Annotated in this window: 22 protein-coding genes; 7 read left to right on the top strand and 15 right to left on the bottom strand. The window is 30.9% G+C overall.

What is annotated here, in order from left to right; genetic code table 11:
- Positions 1-10 precede the first annotated feature (10 nt).
- A complete protein-coding gene (locus KQI68_RS00350) occupies positions 11-1,465 on the bottom strand; it encodes a nicotinate phosphoribosyltransferase (protein ID WP_216547935.1) in 1,455 nt (484 codons plus the stop codon).
- Positions 1,466-1,623: 158 nt separating this feature from the next.
- Between KQI68_RS00350 and KQI68_RS00355 the strand changes: the two genes are divergently transcribed.
- Genes KQI68_RS00355 through KQI68_RS00365 form a run of 3 tightly spaced genes read left to right on the top strand, consistent with a single transcriptional unit; the run spans position 1,624 to position 4,445 of the window.
- On the top strand, positions 1,624-2,454 hold the full coding sequence (locus KQI68_RS00355; protein ID WP_216547936.1) for a tRNA lysidine(34) synthetase: 831 nt from the start codon (positions 1,624-1,626) through the stop codon (positions 2,452-2,454).
- A 17-nt stretch (positions 2,455-2,471) separates the two neighbouring features.
- On the top strand, positions 2,472-3,227 hold the full coding sequence (locus KQI68_RS00360) for an exodeoxyribonuclease III (protein ID WP_216548506.1): 756 nt from the start codon (positions 2,472-2,474) through the stop codon (positions 3,225-3,227).
- A gap of 15 nt (positions 3,228-3,242) precedes the next feature.
- Positions 3,243-4,445, top strand: coding sequence for an FprA family A-type flavoprotein (locus KQI68_RS00365; RefSeq protein WP_216547938.1), 1,203 nt, complete (start codon positions 3,243-3,245; stop codon positions 4,443-4,445).
- Between the two features lie 77 nt (positions 4,446-4,522).
- On the opposite strand, the gene KQI68_RS00370 is transcribed toward KQI68_RS00365, so the two are convergent.
- From KQI68_RS00370 to KQI68_RS00390, 5 genes are all read right to left on the bottom strand, one after another.
- The gene (locus tag KQI68_RS00370; protein WP_246541193.1) at positions 4,523-5,380 is read right to left on the bottom strand and encodes a cysteine ABC transporter substrate-binding protein; all 858 of its coding nucleotides are present in this window, start codon (positions 5,378-5,380) and stop codon (positions 4,523-4,525) included.
- Positions 5,381-5,393: 13 nt separating this feature from the next.
- Positions 5,394-6,140 (bottom strand): amino acid ABC transporter ATP-binding protein, encoded by a 747-nt coding sequence (locus KQI68_RS00375; protein ID WP_246541194.1) that lies wholly within the window; start codon positions 6,138-6,140, stop codon positions 5,394-5,396.
- Positions 6,140-6,817 carry an amino acid ABC transporter permease gene (locus tag KQI68_RS00380; RefSeq protein ID WP_216547941.1) on the bottom strand — a complete coding sequence of 226 codons (678 nt, stop codon included), beginning with the start codon at positions 6,815-6,817 and terminating at the stop codon, positions 6,140-6,142. The genes KQI68_RS00375 and KQI68_RS00380 overlap by 1 nt, the downstream gene beginning before the upstream one ends.
- On the bottom strand, positions 6,798-7,457 hold the full coding sequence (locus KQI68_RS00385; RefSeq protein ID WP_216547942.1) for an amino acid ABC transporter permease: 660 nt from the start codon (positions 7,455-7,457) through the stop codon (positions 6,798-6,800). Before KQI68_RS00385 ends, KQI68_RS00380 begins: the two co-directional genes overlap by 20 nt.
- A 302-nt stretch (positions 7,458-7,759) precedes the next feature.
- Complete coding sequence (locus KQI68_RS00390; protein ID WP_216547943.1) at positions 7,760-8,623, bottom strand: ROK family protein; 864 nt, start codon at positions 8,621-8,623, stop codon at positions 7,760-7,762.
- Between the two features lie 540 nt (positions 8,624-9,163).
- Between KQI68_RS00390 and KQI68_RS00395 the strand changes: the two genes are divergently transcribed.
- Positions 9,164-9,514 (top strand): Spx/MgsR family RNA polymerase-binding regulatory protein, encoded by a 351-nt coding sequence (locus KQI68_RS00395; protein ID WP_216547944.1) that lies wholly within the window; start codon positions 9,164-9,166, stop codon positions 9,512-9,514.
- 145 nt (positions 9,515-9,659) lie between these two features.
- Here the strand turns inward: KQI68_RS00395 and KQI68_RS00400 are convergent, their stop codons facing one another.
- From KQI68_RS00400 to KQI68_RS00415, 4 genes are all read right to left on the bottom strand, one after another.
- Entirely contained in the window at positions 9,660-11,183 is a 1,524-nt protein-coding gene (locus tag KQI68_RS00400; RefSeq protein WP_216547946.1) for a chloride channel protein, read from the bottom strand.
- Positions 11,167-12,369 carry a hypothetical protein gene (locus KQI68_RS00405; protein ID WP_216547948.1) on the bottom strand — a complete coding sequence of 401 codons (1,203 nt, stop codon included), beginning with the start codon at positions 12,367-12,369 and terminating at the stop codon, positions 11,167-11,169. The genes KQI68_RS00400 and KQI68_RS00405 overlap by 17 nt, the downstream gene beginning before the upstream one ends.
- A gap of 100 nt (positions 12,370-12,469) precedes the next feature.
- A complete protein-coding gene (locus KQI68_RS00410; protein WP_216547949.1) occupies positions 12,470-13,819 on the bottom strand; it encodes an MATE family efflux transporter in 1,350 nt (449 codons plus the stop codon).
- Positions 13,812-14,438, bottom strand: a complete 627-nt coding sequence (locus tag KQI68_RS00415; protein WP_216547951.1) for an NAD(P)H-hydrate epimerase — start codon at positions 14,436-14,438, stop codon at positions 13,812-13,814. The genes KQI68_RS00410 and KQI68_RS00415 overlap by 8 nt, the downstream gene beginning before the upstream one ends.
- Before the next feature lie 330 nt (positions 14,439-14,768).
- Here KQI68_RS00415 and KQI68_RS10285 point away from each other — a divergent pair, with 330 nt between their 5' ends.
- The 3 genes from KQI68_RS10285 to KQI68_RS00425 all read left to right on the top strand — a co-directional run bounded on the left by KQI68_RS10285 (position 14,769) and on the right by KQI68_RS00425 (position 16,152).
- Positions 14,769-14,888: a LysR family transcriptional regulator gene (locus KQI68_RS10285; RefSeq protein ID WP_246541195.1), complete on the top strand. Its 120-nt coding sequence runs from the start codon at positions 14,769-14,771 to the stop codon at positions 14,886-14,888.
- A gap of 150 nt (positions 14,889-15,038) precedes the next feature.
- Complete coding sequence (locus KQI68_RS00420) at positions 15,039-15,650, top strand: substrate-binding domain-containing protein (RefSeq protein ID WP_343221640.1); 612 nt, start codon at positions 15,039-15,041, stop codon at positions 15,648-15,650.
- A 49-nt stretch (positions 15,651-15,699) separates the two neighbouring features.
- Entirely contained in the window at positions 15,700-16,152 is a 453-nt protein-coding gene (locus KQI68_RS00425) for a phosphatase PAP2 family protein (protein WP_246541196.1), read from the top strand.
- 39 nt (positions 16,153-16,191) lie between these two features.
- Here KQI68_RS00425 and KQI68_RS00430 read toward each other — a convergent pair whose 3' ends face one another.
- The 5 genes from KQI68_RS00430 to KQI68_RS00450 all read right to left on the bottom strand — a co-directional run bounded on the left by KQI68_RS00430 (position 16,192) and on the right by KQI68_RS00450 (position 21,396).
- Positions 16,192-16,863: a hypothetical protein gene (locus KQI68_RS00430; protein WP_216547954.1), complete on the bottom strand. Its 672-nt coding sequence runs from the start codon at positions 16,861-16,863 to the stop codon at positions 16,192-16,194.
- Positions 16,864-16,873: 10 nt separating this feature from the next.
- The gene (locus KQI68_RS00435; RefSeq protein WP_216547955.1) at positions 16,874-17,467 is read right to left on the bottom strand and encodes a C39 family peptidase; all 594 of its coding nucleotides are present in this window, start codon (positions 17,465-17,467) and stop codon (positions 16,874-16,876) included.
- Between the two features lie 280 nt (positions 17,468-17,747).
- Complete coding sequence (locus KQI68_RS00440; protein ID WP_216547957.1) at positions 17,748-18,473, bottom strand: TIGR03915 family putative DNA repair protein; 726 nt, start codon at positions 18,471-18,473, stop codon at positions 17,748-17,750.
- A gap of 8 nt (positions 18,474-18,481) precedes the next feature.
- Positions 18,482-19,702, bottom strand: coding sequence for a putative DNA modification/repair radical SAM protein (locus tag KQI68_RS00445; RefSeq protein WP_216547959.1), 1,221 nt, complete (start codon positions 19,700-19,702; stop codon positions 18,482-18,484).
- 95 nt (positions 19,703-19,797) lie between these two features.
- The gene (locus KQI68_RS00450; RefSeq protein WP_216547960.1) at positions 19,798-21,396 is read right to left on the bottom strand and encodes a Na/Pi cotransporter family protein; all 1,599 of its coding nucleotides are present in this window, start codon (positions 21,394-21,396) and stop codon (positions 19,798-19,800) included.
- Positions 21,397-21,499: the final 103 nt, after the last annotated feature.

The following is a 21,499-nucleotide window of genomic DNA, read 5'->3' on the forward strand; positions in this document are numbered from 1 at the left end:
TCTCCCTTAATTAATTTCTGCCATGTTTTTTTAATAAACTATCTTTAAGTTGCCATAATTTTTCAGATAAATCCACTATATATTCATTTGGATTGTCTAATCTTTTAGTTTCATCCCATAATGTGTCTAGCTCTCTTTTTGTCTTTTCTCTAATTTCATCAAGACTAGGAAGTTCGTAGACAAGTTCTCCCTTTTCATAAATTGGAACTAAAACTTTTCTAATTTCATAATTGCTTATAGTCTTTCTCTTCCAAGTATAAATTGGATGGAAGATTTCGTAATTATCTTCTGGAATAACTTCATCTCTTAGTGCAATTACATCTGCAATAGCTTTTTTACTATCTTTATCATAAAATCTGTATAACTCTTTAAATCCAGGTGTAGTTATCTTTGCAACATTTTCTGAAATTTTAATCTTTGGAATTATTTTGCCATCGTCAGATACATTTGCTACAAGTTTATAAACTCCACCAAATACAGGGGATGACTTTGAAGTTATAAGTCTTTCTCCAACTCCAAAGCTATCAATCTTTGCTCCTTGATGTAGAATTGTTCTAATTGTATATTCATCAAGTGAGTTTGACGCCATAATTTGTGCATCAGGATAACCTGCATCATCTAACATTTTTCTTGCCTTATTTGTGATATAAGTAATGTCTCCTGAGTCAATTCTAATTCCCTTAGGTCTATATCCTCTTGGCACAACTTCTTCATCAAATACTTTTATTGCATTTGGAATTCCTTCCTTTAATGTGTCGTATGTGTCTACAAGTAAAAGACAGTTTTCAGGATAAACTCTTGCAAAGGCTCTAAAGGCTTCTAATTCTGTGTCAAACATTTGAACCCATGAGTGAGCCATTGTGCCAAGTGCTGGAACTCCAAACATCTTATCTGCAAGAGTATTTGCTGTACCTGCACATCCGCCAATGTAAGCTGCTCTTGCTCCAAGATTTGCCGCAGAGTAGCCTTGTGCTCTTCTTGAACCAAACTCAACAACAGGTCTTCCTTGTGCTTGTCTTACAATTCTTGTTGCTTTTGTAGCAATCATTGACTGATGATTAATTGTAAGAAGTACCATTGTCTCTAGCATTTGCGCCTGTATTGCGGGACCTCTAACTGTTAAAAGTGGCTCTCCTGGAAAGGCAAGTGTACCTTCAGGCATTGCCCACACATCACATTGAAATTTGAAATTCTTTAAGTAATCTAGGAATTCTTCGTTGAAGATATTTTTTCCCTTTAAAAATTCTATGTCATCATCAGAAAAATGAAGATCTTCCATATATTCAATTAATTGTTCAAGTCCTGCAACGACAGTATATTCTCCATTATCAGGGACTTGTCTAAAGAACATGTCAAAGATAACAATATTATCTTTCATTCCACTTTCAAAAAATCCATTTGCCATTGTAAGTTCATAAAAATCTACAAGTAGCGTGAAATTTTTTACTACATTATAATTTACCATACTATCCCCTGTTTCTTTTTTATAAATTATATCATATAGAATCATCAATTAATTCATTAGAAGATTTATACCCAATATTTTTAATATTATTTTAAGCTATCTTTTTAAAAAGAAAATCATCTATGCTATAATAATTTATAAGATTGGTTAAGGTGAAAATGAATAATTCAGAAGAAAAAATTAAAAGCATTTTAGATATTGAAAGGTCAATTATTAAAACTTATAGAAGGGATATCTACAAAAAATTTGTTAAAGCAGTAAATAAATATGAACTAGTTGAAGAAGGAGATAAAATTGCAGTTGCTATTTCTGGCGGCAAAGACTCTCTAACTCTTGCAAAATTAATGCAAGAACTTAAAAGACATAATAAGGTTAATTTCGAGCTAGAGTTTATAGCAATGGATCCAGGCTATCTTCCTGAGAATAGACAAAGACTTGAATACAACTGCGAAAAACTTGGCATACCAGTTAAAGTTCACGACTCAGATGTATTTGAAGTTGCGAATAAAATGTCTGCAGGCGGAAGTCCATGCTATATGTGTGCGAGAATGAGAAGAGGAAATCTCTACAACAGAGCGCAAGAACTTGGATGCAATAAGCTTGCTCTTGGCCATCACTTTAATGATGTAATTGAAACTGTTCTTTTAAATATAATTTTTGCAGGAGATTTTAAAACTATGATGCCTAAACTTAGATCTCAAAACTTTGAAGGTCTTGAACTTATTAGGCCAATGTATTTAGTCGAAGAGGAAGCAATTATTAGATTTATGAAATCAACTGGACTTTCTGCCCTTGACTGTGCCTGCACAGTAACTCAAAAAAAATCTGGCAATAAGAGATTTTTTATCAAGGATTTAATTGAAGAGCTAAAGAAAGAAAATAAAAATGTTGATATAAATATACTGCGTGCTACTGAAAATGTTAATATGGAACAAATCTTAGGCTTTAAATCTAAGGGAGAAAGACACGATTTTACGGAATTTTATTAGGAGGAGATATGTCAGAAATTAAGATGATTTCTTGGAATGTAAATGGACTTAGGGCAGCTGTGAGAAAGGGATTTATGGATTACTTTAATGACCTTGATGCCGATTTATTTGCACTTCAAGAGATAAAGCTTCAAGAGGGACAAATTGAAATGGATTTACCTGGATATTATGAATTTTATAATTATGCAGAAAAAAAAGGCTATTCAGGTACTGCAATATTTTCAAAAAAAGAACCTCTAAGTGTTTCTTATGGTTTAGGAATTGAAGAACATGATAATGAAGGAAGAGTTATAACTTTAGAATTTGAAAAATTTTATTTTGTTACAGTTTATACTCCAAATTCTAAAAGACAACTTGAAAGACTTTCATATAGACAAGTTTGGGAAGATGATTTTAGAGATTATTTAAACGATTTAAAATCAAAAAAAGAAGTAATAGTTTGCGGAGACCTAAATGTTGCTCACAAGGAGATAGACCTTGCAAATCCTTCAACAAATAGAAGGTCTGCAGGGTTTACTGATGAAGAGAGAGAAAAATTTACTATTCTTTTAGACAATGGTTATATCGATACTTTTAGATATTTCTATCCAGATTTAGAAGATGAATACTCTTGGTGGAGTTATTTTGCTAAGTCTAGAGAGAGAAATATTGGCTGGAGGATTGACTATTTTGTAGTAAGTGAAGGTCTTAAGGATAATTTAGTGGATGCTAAAATTCACCAAGAAATTATGGGCTCAGATCACTGTCCAGTTGAGCTCAAAGTAAAATTTTAATTTTAGGAGGATATAATGGAAAACTTATTGTCAGTGCCAATTAAAAATGACATTTATTATATAGGGACTAACGACAGAGAAACACCTCTATTCGAGGGAATGTGGCCACTACCAAATGGAGTTTGCTATAATTCTTATCTAATAAAGGGCGAAAAAAATATTATCATAGATTTAGTTAGAGCTAATACTACAACTGATTATGTAAATAAAATTAAGGAGATCATTGGAGATGAAAAGATTGACTACATCATCATCAATCACATGGAACCAGACCACACTTCTTCAATTGGATCAATACTTGAAATTTATCCAGATGTAAAAATAGTTACAAATAAAAAGGCAATAGCACTTTTAGATGCATATTACCATGTTGAAGATAATATTATCGAAGTAAAAGAAGGGGAAACTTTAAAACTTGGAGACAGAGAATTTACTTTCTATATGACTCCAATGGTACACTGGCCAGAATCAATGGTAACTTATGAAGAAAAGACAAAAACTCTTTTCTCACAAGATATTTTCGGCGGATTTGGTACACTTGATGGTGGAATCTTTGATGATGAAGTTGAATACGACAGATTTTATCTTGAAGAAACTACAAGATATTTTATCAATATCGTTGGAAAATATGCAGGTCAAGCTTTAAAAGCATTAAATAAATTAGGCGGACTTGATATTGAATTAATTTGTCCAGTTCACGGACCAGTTTGGAGAGACAACCCAGAAAAAATTATAGATATCTACACTTCACTTGCAAAGCAAGAGACAATTGATGGCTGCGTTGTTATATATGGTTCAATGTATGGAAACACTAAGGTAATGGCTGAAGCTGTTGCAAGAGGTCTTTCTGAAGGTGGACTTAAAAATATCAAGCTAAGAGATATTTCAAAGACATCTCTTTCTTATCTTTTATCAGATATTTGGAGATACAGGGGAGTTATCCTTGGCTCATGTTCATATGACAACAACTTATTCCCACCAATGGAATATCTATTAACTGAAATTTCTCACCAAAGAATGAAAAATAATATTTGGGGAATTTTCGGTTCATACTCATGGAGCGGTGGCGCACTTAAAAATCTTAAAAAATATATGGAAGATGGCAAGTACAATGTGCTTGATACTCAACTTGAAATTAAGGGTACAGCAAATCATGATGAGTTAGAAAGTTTAATAGACTTTGGTAGAGAAATGGCAAATGAAATTTTAAATAAATAAATTTTGAATAAAAAATTATCCCTGACAAATTGATGTCAGGGATTTTTTATTTATAAACACATTTACTATAAATTTTTTTAAATTTCTTCACCTTCAACCACTATTTTATCTGCATCAACACTATCTCCATACACTGGTTTTAATGTCTTTTCATATCCTTCGTGGAAGAAGTTTTCTTTTCCAAGTGATTTTATTTCTTCGTTAAGCCAATTTAGAAGTGTTTCATTTCCCTTTGATACCGCTGGTGCAATAGTATCAATATCTCCAAGGCTTTCTATTCCTACTGTAAATCCTGGGTTTTTAATTGCCCATGCAAGCACTTCTGTGTTATCAGTTGAGAATGCATCTCCTCTGCCATCAAGTAAGGCATTATAAGCTTCAGTGTATTGGTCATATTTTTGAAGCTTTACATCAGGATAATTTTTTGTAAAATAAGTGTCTGCAGTTGTTCCCTTTGCAACTATTAAAGTCTTGCCCTTTAATTCTTCTGGGTCTTTTATTAAAGCCTTATCAGGTGATACAACTCCAAGAGCAACCTTCATATATGGAAGTGCAAAATCTACAACTTCTTTTCTTTCATCAGTTACTGTAAAGTTTGCAAGGATTAAATCAACTTTTCCAGTTTCTAAAAACTTTGCTCTGTTTGCAGCTTCTGTTGATACATATTCAACTTCAACTCCTAAATCTTTTGCAAGTCTATCTCCTAGCCAAATATCATAACCTTGGTATTTACCATTTTCATCAACATAACCAAATGGGTTTTTGTCAGAAAAAACTCCCACTACAATTTTTCCACTTTCTTTAATTTCATCAAGAGTTCTATAAACTTTTTTATCTCCTGCATTTGCTGTTTCTGTAGCTTTATTATTTGAGCCACATGCTGTTAAAAGTCCTACTATTAAAGTTAATGCTACTAATAATTTAATTTTTTTCATCTTTTTCACTCCATTATTTTTTCTCAAATGTAAATGTGTTTAAAAATTCTTTAGCTCTATCTGTCTTAGGATTTGTGAAGAACTCTTCAGGCTCTCCTTCTTCTACAATATGTCCTTTTTCCATAAAAATCACTCTATCTGCAACTGCTCTTGCAAAGTTCATTTCATGAGTTACTATAATCATAGTAGAGCCTTGCTTTGCAAGTTCAAGCATTACATCAAGCACTTCTCTAACCATTTCAGGATCAAGGGCCGCTGTCACTTCATCAAAAAGCATTATCTCAGGCTCCATTAAAAGAGCTCTTACAATTGCAACTCTTTGCTTTTGTCCACCTGATAACTCCCTTGGATAAGAATTAATTTTATCTAAAAGCCCAACTCTATCAAGAAGTTCTTTGGCCGACTCTTCTACATATCTTTTATTTTTATTTTGAACCTTTGTGGGTCCTAAAGTTATATTTTCTAAAATCGTCATGTGTGGAAATAATTCGTAATTTTGAAAAACCATTCCTATTCTTTGACGAACTTCAGACCAATTTATACTTTCATCATTTATCTTTTCGCCTTCAAGAAGAATTTCTCCTCCTTGAATTTTTTCAAGACCGTTTATACATCTAAGAAGAGTACTCTTCCCACAGCCAGATGGTCCAATAATTACAAGCACTTCTTTTCTATCTACATCAATTGAAATTCCATCTAATACAGGACCATTGCCATAATCTTTTACTAAATTTTTTATTTCTAAAATCTTTTCTTCCATTAATTATTCCACCTTCTTTCAAGTAAGCTTGCCAATTTAGAAATTGGAAAACAAATTACAAAATAAAGTATAAATATTGTCACATAAATCCAAAGTGCCGCATCAGGAACTTCGTATCTATTTGCTTCAATAATTTGTTGAGCAACTTTTAAAACTTCTTCCACACCTATTAATACAACAAGAGTTGTAGTTTTTATAATCCTCGTAGTTAGATTAATTGCAAGAGGAATTAATCTTCTAAGAGTTTGTGGAATTATAATATATCTGTAAACCTCCGTCTTTGATAAACCAATTGCACTTGCTGAATCGTATTGATGTTTTGGAATTGAGTTAAGTGCTCCTCTAACTAAATCTCCCATCTCAGCAGTTCCCCAGAAAGTAAAGACTATTATGGCTGAAGTCTTACCAGTAAGGTTTAGTCCAAAGGATGTTGTAAATCCAAAGTAGACTATAAATAAAAGCACAAGCTGTGGCATAATTCTTACAAACTCTAAATAAATCTTTGTAATAGCTTTTACTATTTTATTCTCACTTCTCATTATAATTCCAAGAATTGTACCAAGAATTATACTTAGTATTACAGAAATAATTGAGATGCTAATAGTCACCCAAAGACCATTTAAAAGCCTTTCAAAATTATTTCCCATTGTAAGAACTTTAAGACCCGAATGCACCATAAGAAATCCTCCTTTCTATAAATCCTCCTATTATTGAAATAGGAAGTAAAATTATCAAATAAGAAATCACAAGCATTAAAAGTGCCTCATCAGTTTTGTAATAAATTCCTATTAAGTCCTTAGCAACATACATTAAATCAGCAATTGCCACCACTGAAAATACACTTGTCTCTTTTATTAGAAAAATTACATTGGCAAGAATTCCTGAAAAGGAAACTGTAAAGGCCTGTGGAAGAACAATATATCTCAAAATTTGTTTCTCCTTTAAGCCAATGCTCAGTGCCGATTCAATTTGGGACTTACCAACAGATTGAAGTCCTGCTCTTATGCTCTCTGCCATATATGATCCTCCAAGAAAAGTTAGCCCCACAACTGCACAAGCCGATGAACTTAAAACTATTCCAAGCTTTGGAAGACCAAAGTACAACAAAAATAGCTGAACAAGAAGCGGAGTGTTTCTCGAAAGTTCAATATAAATTGAGGAAATTTGTTTTAATACTGGTACTTCTTTATACATTATTATCGCCACAATAATTCCGACTATAATTGATAAAAGGATTCCTATAAAACCATATCCCATTGTGAGGACTCCCGCCTCAATGTATTCTGGAATATGTTCTATCATAAAATTAAAATCCATCTAACCCACCTTTCACTAAAAAAATGCAATAAAAAAAGGGAGGCAAGCCTCCCAAAAAATCATTACAATAAACTCAAGAGTACATGCTAAAAATTTGTATGCAAAAAAGTGACATTTCCATGCCACAACAAGTACACATTGAGTTGTTATTTGCATAATTAAAATTTTTCATGTCATTAACTCCTTAGTAAATTAAAAAAATTATAACACCACATAAAAACTGTGTCAACCTTAAATAAAAATTAATAGTCAATTCTTTTGCTTTTAAAGTAACCTATTAAATTATAAATTTAATCAGAAATTTATAATTTGTCTTCCATATCTAAACTTAAAAGTGCTCCGTGAATTGCAGAATTTGCTCCAAGCCTTGGAAGAGTGATGTATGAATCGATATTTGGAATCTCTATGTAATTATTAAAATTATCCAAAAATTTATCCTTTACCTTTTCGATAAGACCTGGTGTGTTCATAACTCCTCCGCCAATTGTAATATTTTCTGGCCTGCAAATCACAGTAAAGGCCATGATGCCTTGGGCAATATAATCAGAAATAAATTCCCAGATTTCGTGAGTATCTTGAAGTTCGTTTCCCTTAATTCCATATCTATCTTCAATGGAAAATCCACAAGCCATTCCTTCAAGACAATAATCGTGATAAGGACAAGATCCCTTATAATCATCCTTTGGATTTGGAATTACTTTAATGTGACCCATCTCTGGATGACCAATTCCTCGCAAAATATTTCCCTTATAAATATATCCACCGCCAAAACCTGTTCCTACAGTAATATAAAGAAGAGAATCCTTGCCAATTCCATTGCCCATATAAAACTCGCCAAGACCTGCAAAATTTACATCAGTATTAAAAGTGTATTTTAAATCTGGAAATTCTTTTTTAAGAGTTCCTAAAAAATTAAAATTGCTCCAATGTTTCTTTGGAGTGTCTTTAATAAATCCATATGTATCACTTTTTTTATTAATATCAATGGGACCAAAGGATGCAATCCCAATTCCTTCAATCTCTTTGCCTTTAAAATATTCTACGACATTTTTCATCGTCTCATTAGGTGTTAGAGTTGGAAAACTTTTTGTTTCAAAAATATTTCCCTTCTCATCGCCAATTCCAAGAACAAATTTAGTTCCTCCTGCTTCAATTGCGCCTCTCATGATGCCCTCCTAAAGTTATTATCTATATTTCACATTAAGTTAGGCTAAATTTAAATATACACATAAAAAAAGAATGTCAAATAATTAATAAATAAAAATCGACATTCTTTTAAAAATCTAATTCCATCCAATGATAACTTTTTGGTTCTATCACATCTATCACCTTAATTCTTAATTTATTCTCCTAAGCCTATATAAATAAATATTTCTCGAAATTCCAACTCTAAAATTTCGTATCAATTTATATAAGAATAGCAAGAATTTTCTACTTAATTTATTTCCTTCTAACTAAAACTTTTAATTTCTACTCATCTATAAATAAAATTGAGAAATTCAATTTAAATTCAAGTAAAATCAAATACATTCTAACTTTTTAATTGGATGGAATTATTTAGTTTTAACAAAATAATTTATTAAGATAATTCGATAAACTATTTTGTACTATTATTATACCACGTTAAATTAATTTATAAACACTTTTTATAAAATTTTTAAAAAGTTTTTTTATATTGTATAATCATTGTAAAAGGAGTTGATTTTATGACAAAATTAATAGGATACAAAAAGTGCAGCACTTGCAAAAATATAGAAAAGATGCTAGATGAAAAAAATATTTCTTACGAATACAGAGAAATTGACAAGGACCTTCTAAGTGTAGATGAATTAAAAGAAATTCGCGAAAAAGCAGATGTAGATATTTTTAAATTATTTAATACTAGCGGCATGCGTTATAGAGAACTTGGACTTAAAGACAAGAAAAACGAAATGACAGAAGAAGAAATTTATGAACTTTTATCAACTGATGGGATGTTAGTAAAAAGACCTATTCTTTTAAAAGATAATAAAGCTTATGTTGGTCCACAAGTTAAAAAATATTTAGAAACTTTATAAAAATAAAAAAGCCTCGGTCGCCCGAGGTTTTCTATGTACATAAGTACTTAAATTTGTAAAAAAAGTAATTTATATTCATATATTTTAGCCTTTAAAATATATTTTTCTAATTATAACATCTCAAATTTTTACAGTCAAGATTTTTTTAATGGTTAAAAAATTCATCTATTTCCATTGCATCTTCTGATTTTTCAAGCACTAGGACTTTATCTCCAGGCATTATTATATCGCCTGCTCCTGGCACAAGTTCAAAATTATCTCTCTCAATTGAAATAATAATTATATGCTTTGGAAATTCTATTTCTTTTAATGTTTTTCCAATTAGAGTAGAATTGTGTGCAATTGTGTATTCAAATAGTGAATAGTTTCCAAGTTCTTTTTCCTTTGGTGAAAGGAGATTTTTATTTTTAAGTTGTCTTTCAAATAATTTGTCATAAATTGGATCAACTTTTAAAAGTTCTGCAACTACATAAGAAGTCACAACTACTACAGAAAGTGGTAAGAGATGTTTGAATGTTGAAGTCATCTCTGATACTAAAATTATTGAAAGAATTGGACTTCTCACAACTGATGCGAGTATGCCGCTCATTCCAAGAATTATAAAATTAACATAATAAATTTCAACTGGTAAAGTCTTTTCAACTAATAAATACATTAAACTTCCGCAAGATCCGCCTATTACTAAAACTGGAAGAAAAATTCCGCCTTGTACCCCTGATCCATAGCAAAGTGCTGTGTAAATAATTTTTCCAATTAGGACGGCAATTAAAAATGCTGCACTAAATTTTCTCTTCGCCATTTCTTCAAGAAGTCCATGACCTCCTCCTGTAATGTCAAAGAATAAAAATCCAACAGCAATTGCAATTGTCATTAAAAATCCATATTTTATTACAGGCGATTTAAATTTTGCAAATAAATCCTGGCTTTTAAAAATTGAAACATTGTATATTCCACCAATTATCCCTGTGAAGATTCCTATTAATATTGCAATCCAAATTAAATGAACTGGAAGTGATGATGTTGCAAAAAATGAAAAGGAAGTCTCCTCTCCCATTAATAAAAATGAAATATAATTCGCAGTTATTGATGCCACAAGTGATGGAAGTAGTACATATTTAGAAAAGGACTTGTGAAGTTCTTCCATTGCAAATATGCATCCTGCCATAGGCGCATTAAAAGCAGCTGCAAGTCCTGCTGCAGCTCCTGCTGTAATCATATATTTTAATTCATCTGGTGGTCTTTTTAAAATCTTTCCAATAGTCTTTGCAAAAGCTCCACCCATTTGAATTGACGGACCCTCACGGCCTAGAGAAAATCCCATTAAATTTCCAAGTCCACCACCTATTATCTTTGAGAAAAGTGTTAGCACTTCATCCATGTTAAACTTGCCAAGGATTTCTCCACGAATTTGTGGAATTCCACTTCCACCAGATAGAGGTGCAAGTTTTAATAGTTTGTGAATTATAAAAGATATTACAATTGCAAAGATTATTAAAATCCCTAGAGATTTAATGTTAAACTCGCCATATAAAAACCCTCTAAAATAATCCATTTTGCTAATTATAAATCTGTATAAAACAGAAAATAAACCTGCAAACAACCCTACTATTAGGGAATCGATTAATATATTAAAAATCAATCTTCCCTTTCTATTAAAAACTTCCTTCACTAATGTCACCTGATTTCAATTTTGCCCAATTTTCTTGGTCTAGTTTTAATAATTCTATATAATTTTTTTCCTTGGTTATCTTTTTTGCATTTGTATCCAAGTTAAAATTAATCTCGCTGTATTTCATTCCATCTAAGCTGCTAATTACTTTTAAACTTTTTGATTTTACATTTTCTAAGACGAATAATTTGACGCTTGAATACTTGTCTCTGTAAATTAACTTTTTAGAGTCTGGATAATAACTCATTCTGAAAATTCTGTTGTCAATTCTTCCCTTCACTGTGTTGAAAGTATTATTTTCTTCTGGCTCTATAAAAATATATCTTCCTGGAATCTTTAAAGTAAATTCATTTCCTATCTCTAGATTGTACTTTTCATCCTTTGAATAGAGTTTAAAAATATTTTTTTCTTCATCTGTTTCAAGATAGAAAACTAAATTTTTTGTAAATCTTAAATTTTCAAGAATATTGTCCTTATCTCTTACAAGCTTATTTGAAAGATAGGAGTATAAGTTGTTGTCCTCTCTCTCGTAAAATTCATAAATTTTTTCTACAAGGTCTTCTAAGTCCTCTGTTTTTACACGAATTTCATATTTATTTTCAGAGATTTCAGAAACTGCAGTGGATCTTAAAATTTTATTCCACTCTCTTTTTATATATTTTTTAAGATTATTATTTTTTTCAAGAATTGTAATGGGATAGGGAAATAAATTCTCATCGAGAGGATTTATCCCCAAATCCTTTAATGCAGTTGAGTTATCAGAAAGTGCCTTAATATTGTTATTGTCAATATAAAGAGGTGTCTCTGTAATCTCAGGTCTGTAGAGATAAACTTCGTTATTTATAATTTTCTCGCCCTTTGTTTTTATTTCTTCATTTTCGTTTATTTTACTGTAAAATAATCTCGATTTATTTGAAGCATTTTCAATATTGTAGACACTTACCATTGGTCTATGATTTTTCTTCATCTCTACAGAAAATGTATAATCGCCAGTATCTTTTATCTTAAAATAAATGTCCTTTAGTCCAAGTCCTGTAAAATAATCATCAGTAAAATTGAGAATTCTATCGTCAATTGTATATAAAATAGTTGCCACAACTTTTTTTGGATATCTGTTGAATCTCTCCACAGAAAAAACTGCTAGAAGTATTAAAATTATGACAATAAAAAAATTTTTCTTCTTCATTTTATCACTCTTTTATTTTGATAATTATAGTTTACAATACTTGGAGTGTTTATTGCAATTAATCCTTGAAAATAAAAAATAAGAGCAGATTTCTCCGCTCTTAAACTACATTTTTCTTCCAATTTCCAAACTTAAAGTAAATCGCCATAATTATAAAACTTATTAAATAACTTACAGGATAAACAACACTTATTACTCTAATTGAGTTAAATATTGGCATTGCTATATAAACTATTATAAGTCTTAAAATACAAATTGAGAAAAGTGAAATAATCATTGGTCCCATTGCATTTCCACTTCCTCTTATAAATCCTGAAAGAGTTTCAGAAAGTCCAAAGGACCAAATTCCAAGACTTATTATCTTTAAGAAATCCGCGCCATACTTAACTACATCTGGATCAGAGTTAAATATCGCAATAAGTGGCTCTGCAAAGAAAATTGCAATTACTGATAAAACTGCTGAAATTGCTCCAACAATTATAAGAGAAACTTTTACTCCATCTCTTAATCTTTCAAATTTTCTTGCGCCGAAGTTTTGTCCCGAGAAAGTTGTGGCCGCAAGTGCAATTGCTTGAAGTGCCATAAATAAAAATCCATCAATTCTTCCCTCAGCAGCAATACCTGCAATGGCAGCTGATCCAAAGGAGTTAATCTTTGCTTGAAAAATTACATTTGTAAATGAAAGAAGTGAAGTTTGAATTCCAGTGGGAATTCCAATTTCAAAAATCTTTTTCATTTCATCTTTATGTGGCTTAATTTCTTCTCTTCTAAGTTTATATGAAGCGTCAGTTTTAAGTAGTGAATAAGTTACAAGAACTGCCGAAGCAATTTGTGATGCAAGAGTTGCAAGTCCTGCCCCTACAACTGACATGTGAAATAATCCTACAAATATTAGGTCGAGAACAATATTTACAACAGCTGATACACATAAGAAGTTAAAAGGTCTCTTTGAATCTCCTGTTGCCCTAAGTATTGATGCTCCCATGTTATAAATCAAAATTGGAACTGTACCTAGGAAAAATATTCTCATATAAGTTATCGCATCTTCCATAATTTCTGGCGGAGTATCTAAAACTCTTAAGAAAAATGGAGTAGTTAATATTCCAAAAATTGTAATTAATAGTCCCGATGCAAGTCCCAAGAAATATGCACATCCTACAGATTTTCTAAGAGCTGCTCTGTCATTAGATCCGTAGTAAAGAGAAATTATTACAGATGCACCTGTAGTAAGCCCAAGGAATAATCCAATAAGTAAATTGGAAAGTGGACCAGTTGCTCCAACGGCAGCCATTGGATTTTTTCCTGCAAATTGTCCTACAATCATTAGGTCTGCTGTGTTATAAAGTTGTTGCAAAAAGTTTGTAAGTAGAAGTGGTATGGCAAATCTTATTATGCCTTCAGCTATTGGGCCTTCTGTCAGATTTATATTTCTACTTATTTTTTTACTCATCTTTAAACCTCACAATCCCTATATAAAGTTTCTTAATCTCGCCAACACTGGAGTTTAAAGTCTCTCCAATTTTAATATCAGAAATTGCATAAGTTACATTTGCCGCCACACAATTTCCATATTCTTCTCCCGTATCTGCGTCCATGCCACTTGGAATGTCAACAGAAACTATATAATTTCCATGTCTGTTAATAATATCTATGACATCAACATAAATTTCATCGAGATTTCTATTGAGTCCAATGCCAAAAATTGCATCAACGCAGACTTCATTAACTTCAAGAGATTCTATTAAATCGTCGTAATCTCCCTCTTTTATATAATTTATATTATTAGATAATTTTTCTAAAATTTCTAAATTGTTTGAAAACTCTTTTGTTTTTGAATTTCCAATTATAAAAATTTCAACAGACTTTCCTGTCAAAATTAAATGTCTGGCAATTACAAGGCCGTCTCCTCCATTATTACCACATCCGCAGATTATAGTAAAGGAGTCCTTGTCCTTTATTTCATTAAAAATTGCCATCCCTGCATTTTCCATTAGGATCAAAGAGTCAATTTTATATTCTTCTATTGTTCTCTTTTCAAGTGAGCTCATTTTTTCCTTAGAAATTGCCATTATATCCCCCGTTAATCTCATTAAAAACATACTTACAATTCTATAATAGTACAAAACTCTTAAACTAACAATGAAAACTGTTAGCTTTTTACTTATTATAATTTATTTTTATCCTTTTAATATTATATTTTAGTATAAATAAAAAATAATATTAGAAAAGTTTTTGATTTTTTGTAAAATTTTTATTTCTTAATTATGACTTAGTTTATGAATGATATTCCTTTTCATTTAAATCTTGATTTTTAATATAACTTTAAAAAAGTATAACCTTTTTACTATAAACATTGATTTTTTTGAAATTTATAAGTAGAATTAGTTTAGGAGGTTTTTATGACAATAAGAGATTTAGAAATATTTATCGAAGTCGTTAAAACTAAAAATATGTCAAATGCTGCCAAAAATTTAGAGATTTCACAACCTACTGTTTCCCATGCAATTTCTCAAATATAAAATGAATATGGTGTTAAATTATTTGACAGAATTTCGAAAAAGCTTTACATAACTGATGTTGGACTTAGGCTTTACGATTTTGCAATAAATATATTAGAACAATTTGAAGATACAATTATTTTTCTGCAAGGCTCTTCCAAATCCCACAATATAAATCTTGGAGTGAGTTCAAACTTTAGCTCTGATTTTCTTTTAAAGATTATCGACGAGTATGAGAATCTAAATTCTTCTGCAAGCATTAGAGTTTATGTGGACTCAAGAGAAGAAATTTTAAAAAAACTAAATAATGGCGTTATTAGTCTTGCAATTTTAGAGGATGGAAGTGGAATTGAAAAGGATAACTCAGTTGCTTTTTTCCAAGATGAGCTTTTGATTATCTCCTCTGAAGAAGATGAATTTGAAGGAAAAACTATTCTCGATTCAGATGATTTAAGCGAAAAGAAATTTGTACTTGGTGATTTAGATGAATATTCCAAAAAATTATTCTTAAATTATCTAAGAGATAAAAATATTCCAATTGACCTTAAATTTATGTGCCAAAATAAAGATATGGTTTTAAATATTGTTAAAAATTCTGATGCCATATCCCTTGGTTCAAACTCTTTCTTTAAGGGCGAAGACATTGATATGTACAAGGTTAAGGATTTAGAGATTAAGAGGACTTTTTTTATAGTTTATAATAAGGATCAATTCCTTAAAAATGATTTAAAAAATTTTATTCGTTTCATTGACGAAAGGTTTAATATAAATAATGGAAATTAAATTTTTAGAGCTTTTGCAAAAATTGCACAATCCTCTTTTTGATTTTCTCATGACAATTATTACAACTCTTGGCAACGGTGGAATTATTTGGATTGCAATAGGAGTATTCTTTTTACTTCAAAAAAATCCAAAGGAAAAAAGACTGGCAAGTACAATTTTTATAGCTCTAATTATTTTCGCAATTATTGGACTTGTAGTTTTAAAACCTATAATCGCAAGACCTAGGCCTTGTTGGGTTGTCGATGTTAATCTTCTTATTTCAAATCCAAGGGACTATTCCTTCCCATCAGGACACACTGGTTCTTCCTTTGCGGCCACAACTGTTATTTATAATTATAATAAAAAGTGGGGAATTTATGCAGGTATCTTTGCAAGTGTCATTGCCTTTTCAAGGCTTTATCACTTTGTTCACTATCCAACAGATATATTAGGCGGACTTATCTTAGGAATAGCTTGTGGCGTGGCAGCTATTAAAATTACAAATTTTTTTAAAAATGCTTAAAAAAACTCTCAATCCAATTAAACTGGACTGAGAGTTTTTTTATTTTTCTGCAATTTTTATATTTAATTCTTCTTGAAGTGAACCATAAATTTCTTCGTATTCTTCGTAAACATTTTTTAGTCTATTAAGATTAAAATCAATGGCATCTTTATCTTCAAGTAAATCCAATTGATTTAGTGGAAATCTTCCGTAATAATAAGAAAGTTCTTCTTCTAAAGCATCTCTTAAATCTTGGAGCTCATCTTCTGTAAACTCAATTATCTTTGGCTTATCTCTTCCCAAAAATTCTAAAAGAGAGTCCACATCATAGCTGCTAAAATAAAGTCTTGCTTCTTCAAATTTACTTTCAGAAAAGTCGTTTAGTTCAGGGCTAAATCTAAAGATAATTTCTCTAAATATATCTTCAGCATTTCTTTTTCTTTCATCATCAACTTCTATTAAATTTACAATCTCTTTTTCTCTCTTTTCTTCTTTTGAGTCACCAAATTCATTTAAAATTTTAGCTTCAACTTCTTCAAGAGAGTTTTTCTTCACAAGATCTATTTTTCTTCTAAGCATTCTAATATTTAAATTTAAATCATCTACAAAATGTTCTAAATCTCCAAAAAGTTCGTTGTATCTAGTTCTAGTTTCTGGTATTAAATTTATTAAAGTGTCTTCTTTTATAAAGATAAGTTCAGATACTAAAAATCTTAAATAGGATTTATCCATTTTTTCACCTTCAATTCTCTATATTGAAAATATTATAAGAGTAAATAGGAAGATTTGCAAATCCATTTAAATCATTGTAATCAATATAAGATTTGCTCTTGTACCAGCCATCGTAGACATGTAAAATTTTAATCTTCATTTTCTTGTAATAATATATTGAATAACCAAAGATCACTAATGAGTGATTTTTGTAAAATCCATATCCTAAGTTCATCATAACTGGTCTTAAATTATTTATCTCATCTTTTATGTGAGAGTAAAAGTTGCCTAGATAAATTCCCCTACACTTTCCATGAATTCCCTTTTTCTTGAAATATGAATTTGCAATGTGTGATATAAACATTGGTATAGTTCCAATTCCCTCAAAATACCCAGTTCTTATAGCAATTTTCATCACATCTCTATAGACTTCTTCTTTATCTAAGTCTTTGAAATAATAATTTATAATTCTAACAATACTTGCAATAGAGCAGTTATTGCTTCCTCTTTCAAAATCTCTTTGCAAAAAGTCTGGCACTTCAAGCTCAGCACGCTCAATTAAAAATGCCCCAGGATATTTTTTATCTATGTATCTATCTAAATTTGAAATTCTTTTTTTGTCCATTTTCTTCACCGATTTATTTATACCCTATTTTGTAAAATAAAAATACCCCTTTAAAATAGGTATTAAAATGTTGACAAAATAAATAACCACTATAAAAACAAACCATATTGAGCTTTCTGTACTAATTCAATTCGAAAACGAGCGTCCGAAAAACGCACTGTTTGAGCGTCAGCGAGTTTGCGTTTTTCAGCGAGTTAAGAATTAGAATTTGTAGAAAGCGAAATCCGGTGAGCGTTATAGTGATTTTGTATACAACTTCAATATCCCTTTAAAAGAGGTATTATTTTAGTCTATTCATTTCAGGAAGATCTTTCCAATATTTTTTTGGCATATTTGAAATTCTAAGCTTTTCGTTTTTGCGTTCTTCGATTCCAATTGAATCATAAAACTGTCTCCAAAGGTCTACATATTCATCTTCTATTTTAAAGTCTTTAGCTTCTGTAAAATCTAAAAATTCACCGTGGCTTCCATTATGAAGCACTGCCTTTTTTCTTTTAGTATCAGCAATTATGAACTTTTCATTTTTAAGTCTCTTTTTAAAATGATTGTAGACATAATTTAAGATATCATTTTCTGGCGTAAACTTTGCAAATAAAATTCCGTCGTATTCATTAAATCTAAGAAGCCCCTTGTATGCATGGACTTCTCTTGAAAGTCTCTGTAAAATATTTCGAAATTTTACTACATCAGAATCGGCGGAGTTGATATATGAAAATCCGTGAGTATAGAGTTTTTTTAAAGTCCTTGAAATTACAATTTCCTTTTCTTCATTGCATGATGAAAAAGCTCTAATCATGTCGTTATAAAAAGAAAACTTAAAATTTTTAATCACAGAATTTTTAACTCTCTCAGCTTTTTCTTTATCAGCTTCCACTTCAATCTTATCTGCAAAAAAGTCAATTTGTCTTGTTTTTTCAGAAATTTCATCTACATCTTCAAGAACTTTATAACTGTCAAAAATTACAGTTAAAAGCCCCTCAAAGCTTCCATCATAAATATAAATCATTATATCCCTCAATCAAAAAATGACAACTGTTCTGCACTTTCTCTATCTAAAATAATGCTTCTAAGTGCATCAATTGAATCAAATCTCTTACCATAATATTTTCCAGAAACTGTAATAAAATTAATCGCCCTTTTTGTTGAAATTCTAAGCTTCTTTAAATCTTCAAAACTTAAATTAAAAGATCTTCTCGCATTGATTATCTTCCTTGCTGACCTTGGACCAAAACCCGGCACCTTTAGCAGTTCATCAAGACTTGCTTTGTTTATGTCGACAGGATTATTGTAGTGATCTATTGCCCAATCCATCTTTGGATCAAGATTTAAATCTAGATTTTTCTTTTTTTCTGAAAGCAAATCATTCGCCCTAAATCCATAAAACCTTAGCAAGAAATCTGCCTGATAAATTCTATGCTCTTTTAAAAGCGGAGTCTTAATATTGGGAAGAATTGTGTTCTTGCGAACTGGAACATATGCTGAATAATAAACTCTTTTAAGCTTATAATCATCATATAAACTTTGCGAGCGATTAAGCACATCTAAATCATTGGAGTCTCCTGCTCCTACAATCATCTGCGAAGTTTGTCCTGCTGGCAGAAACATATTTGCATGCTTGTATTTCTTTCTCTCCTCTTTATTAATCGCAAGAGTTTTTGAAACCACATCCATTGGTTTTGTTATTTCATCTATATTTTTTTGAGGTGCAAGAAGTGCAAGGCTCTTTTCCGTTGGAAGCTCAATATTTATGCTCATTCTGTCCACATAACGCCCTAGCTCTTTTATTAAGTGCTCACTTGCTCCAGGGATTGCCTTCATGTGAATATATCCATGAAAGTTTTCCTCTTCTCTTAATCTTTTTGCAACCTCGATAAGTTTTTCCATCGTGTAATCACAGGATTTAAAAATTCCAGAAGATAAGAATAAACCTTCTATATAATTTCTCTTGTAGAAATTAATTGTGATATTTACCACCTCATCAACTGTAAAGGCAGCTCTTTTTGAATCAACAGATTTTGCATTAATGCAATAATTGCAGTCATAGATGCAATGATTAGTAAGAAGAATTTTAAGAAGCGATATACATCTTCCATCTTCACTCCATGAATGGCAAATTCCGCCCATGCTTGCATTTCCTATACCATTTTTATTTTTTCTGTTTGAACCTGATGATGAGCAGCTAACATCGTACTTAGCCGCGTCTGAAAGAATTTTCATCTTTTCTTTTAAATCCATATTATCACCATTTTTATATTATCATTAAAACTTTTGTTTGTAAACAAATATTCTGTTCAAAATTTGCAATAAAAAACCTCGACATGCGAGGTTAATTAGTTTGCTAGCTTTGCTGCATTTGAAATATATGATGAAATTCTTTCGATTGCCGTAAGAGTTTTTTCATAAAGAAGTCCACTTTCAGGATTGCAAATTTTTTCTCTCATTCTAATCATGTGATTATTTCTAGAGATAGAAGCTTCTTTTTGAACTTTATCATTGGAAGCTCTCATGAAAGTAACTTTTTGTGCCTTGTCGATTTCACTAAAGACTGTTTTAAACATTTTTTCAACTATTTCGTTTAAGTCCTCAAGCTCATCATAAGTTTTGTCAGTGAAGATTAAATTTTCTTCTGATTTTAATTTTGCAACATCGGCAATACTCTTAGAGTGATCTCCAATTCTCTCTAAGTCTCTTGAAATTCTAAGATATGCTGCAAAGTTTGAAGAAGTTTCTTCATTCATTGAAAGTCCAAGGGAATCAATAATAAATGCAGAAATTTCTTTATTTAAAAAGTTTATAACCTTTTCTCTGTGGAAAATTGTTTCATATTTTTCGTCGTCAAAATTCTTTAAAAGATCAATTGCATCATCGTAATTTTCTGTTGCTATATCAAGCATTCTTCTGACTTCTGCTCGTACATCTGTAAATACAGCTGGTGCTTCTTTTTTAACAGCCTTGTTGATGTATCTAAGTGACATTTCAGCTTGCTCCTTATCAGCTCCTGGAATAAGCTTAAAGGATAAATCTGCGAGCTTTCTAGAAAATGGAAATAAAAGCACTGTTGTTGTTATATTAAAAATAGTGTGAAGATTTGCAATTTGTGCCGCCGGCAAATCTCTTGAGAAATGCACTATCCAGTCCTCAATAGGAACAATATATGCAAGTGTAATAAATATAATAGTACCTATTACATTAAATAAGACGTGGACTAATGCAGTTCTTCTTGCATTTTTTGAAGATCCAATGGAAGATAAAACAGAAGTGATACAAGTTCCAATATTAAATCCAAATACAATATACATTGATGAAGCAAGGGGAATAATTCCTTGATTAGCTATTGCTTGTAGGATTCCCAGCGAAGCTGAAGATGATTGAATAATTGCTGTAACAGCAGTTCCCACTAAAACTCCGAGAATTGGATTTTCAAACTTTGTCATCATTGTTACAAATCCTGGGTATTCTCTAAGTGGCTTCATAGATTCAGACATAAATTCCATTCCCATAAATAAAAATCCAAGACCTATGACAGCCATACCAATGTATTTCTTTTTCTTATCTTTGGAAAAAGTATTAAGAACAAAACCAATAAAGGCAATAATCGGAGCAATTGCAGAAATATTTAGTGCAACAAGTTGACCAGTGATAGTTGTACCAATATTTGCTCCCATAATAATTCCAACTGCTTGATAAATAGTCATAAGTCCCGCATTTACAAAACCGACAACCATTACAGTAGTGGCAGAAGAAGATTGAATAATAGCAGTGACAATCGTCCCAACTAAAATCGACTTAAAAAAGCTAGAGGTCATCTTCTCGATAATAACTCTAAGCCTATCCCCTGCAACTAATTCCAGACCATTACTCATCATCTCCATGCCATAGAGAAAGAGAGCTAGGCCCCCTAAAAGTTCAACAAAATAATTAATAGACATATTTCCTCCAGATATTTATTATTACAATCTAATATTACAATAAAAATCTGGTTTTTTAAAGAGAAAGTAAATATTTTGTAAAGTTTTTGTAAATAAGATTGCA

The sequence above is a fragment of the Peptoniphilus ovalis genome, from assembly GCF_018919265.1.
In the GTDB taxonomy this organism is placed as follows: Bacteria; Bacillota; Clostridia; order Tissierellales; family Peptoniphilaceae; genus Peptoniphilus_A; species Peptoniphilus_A ovalis.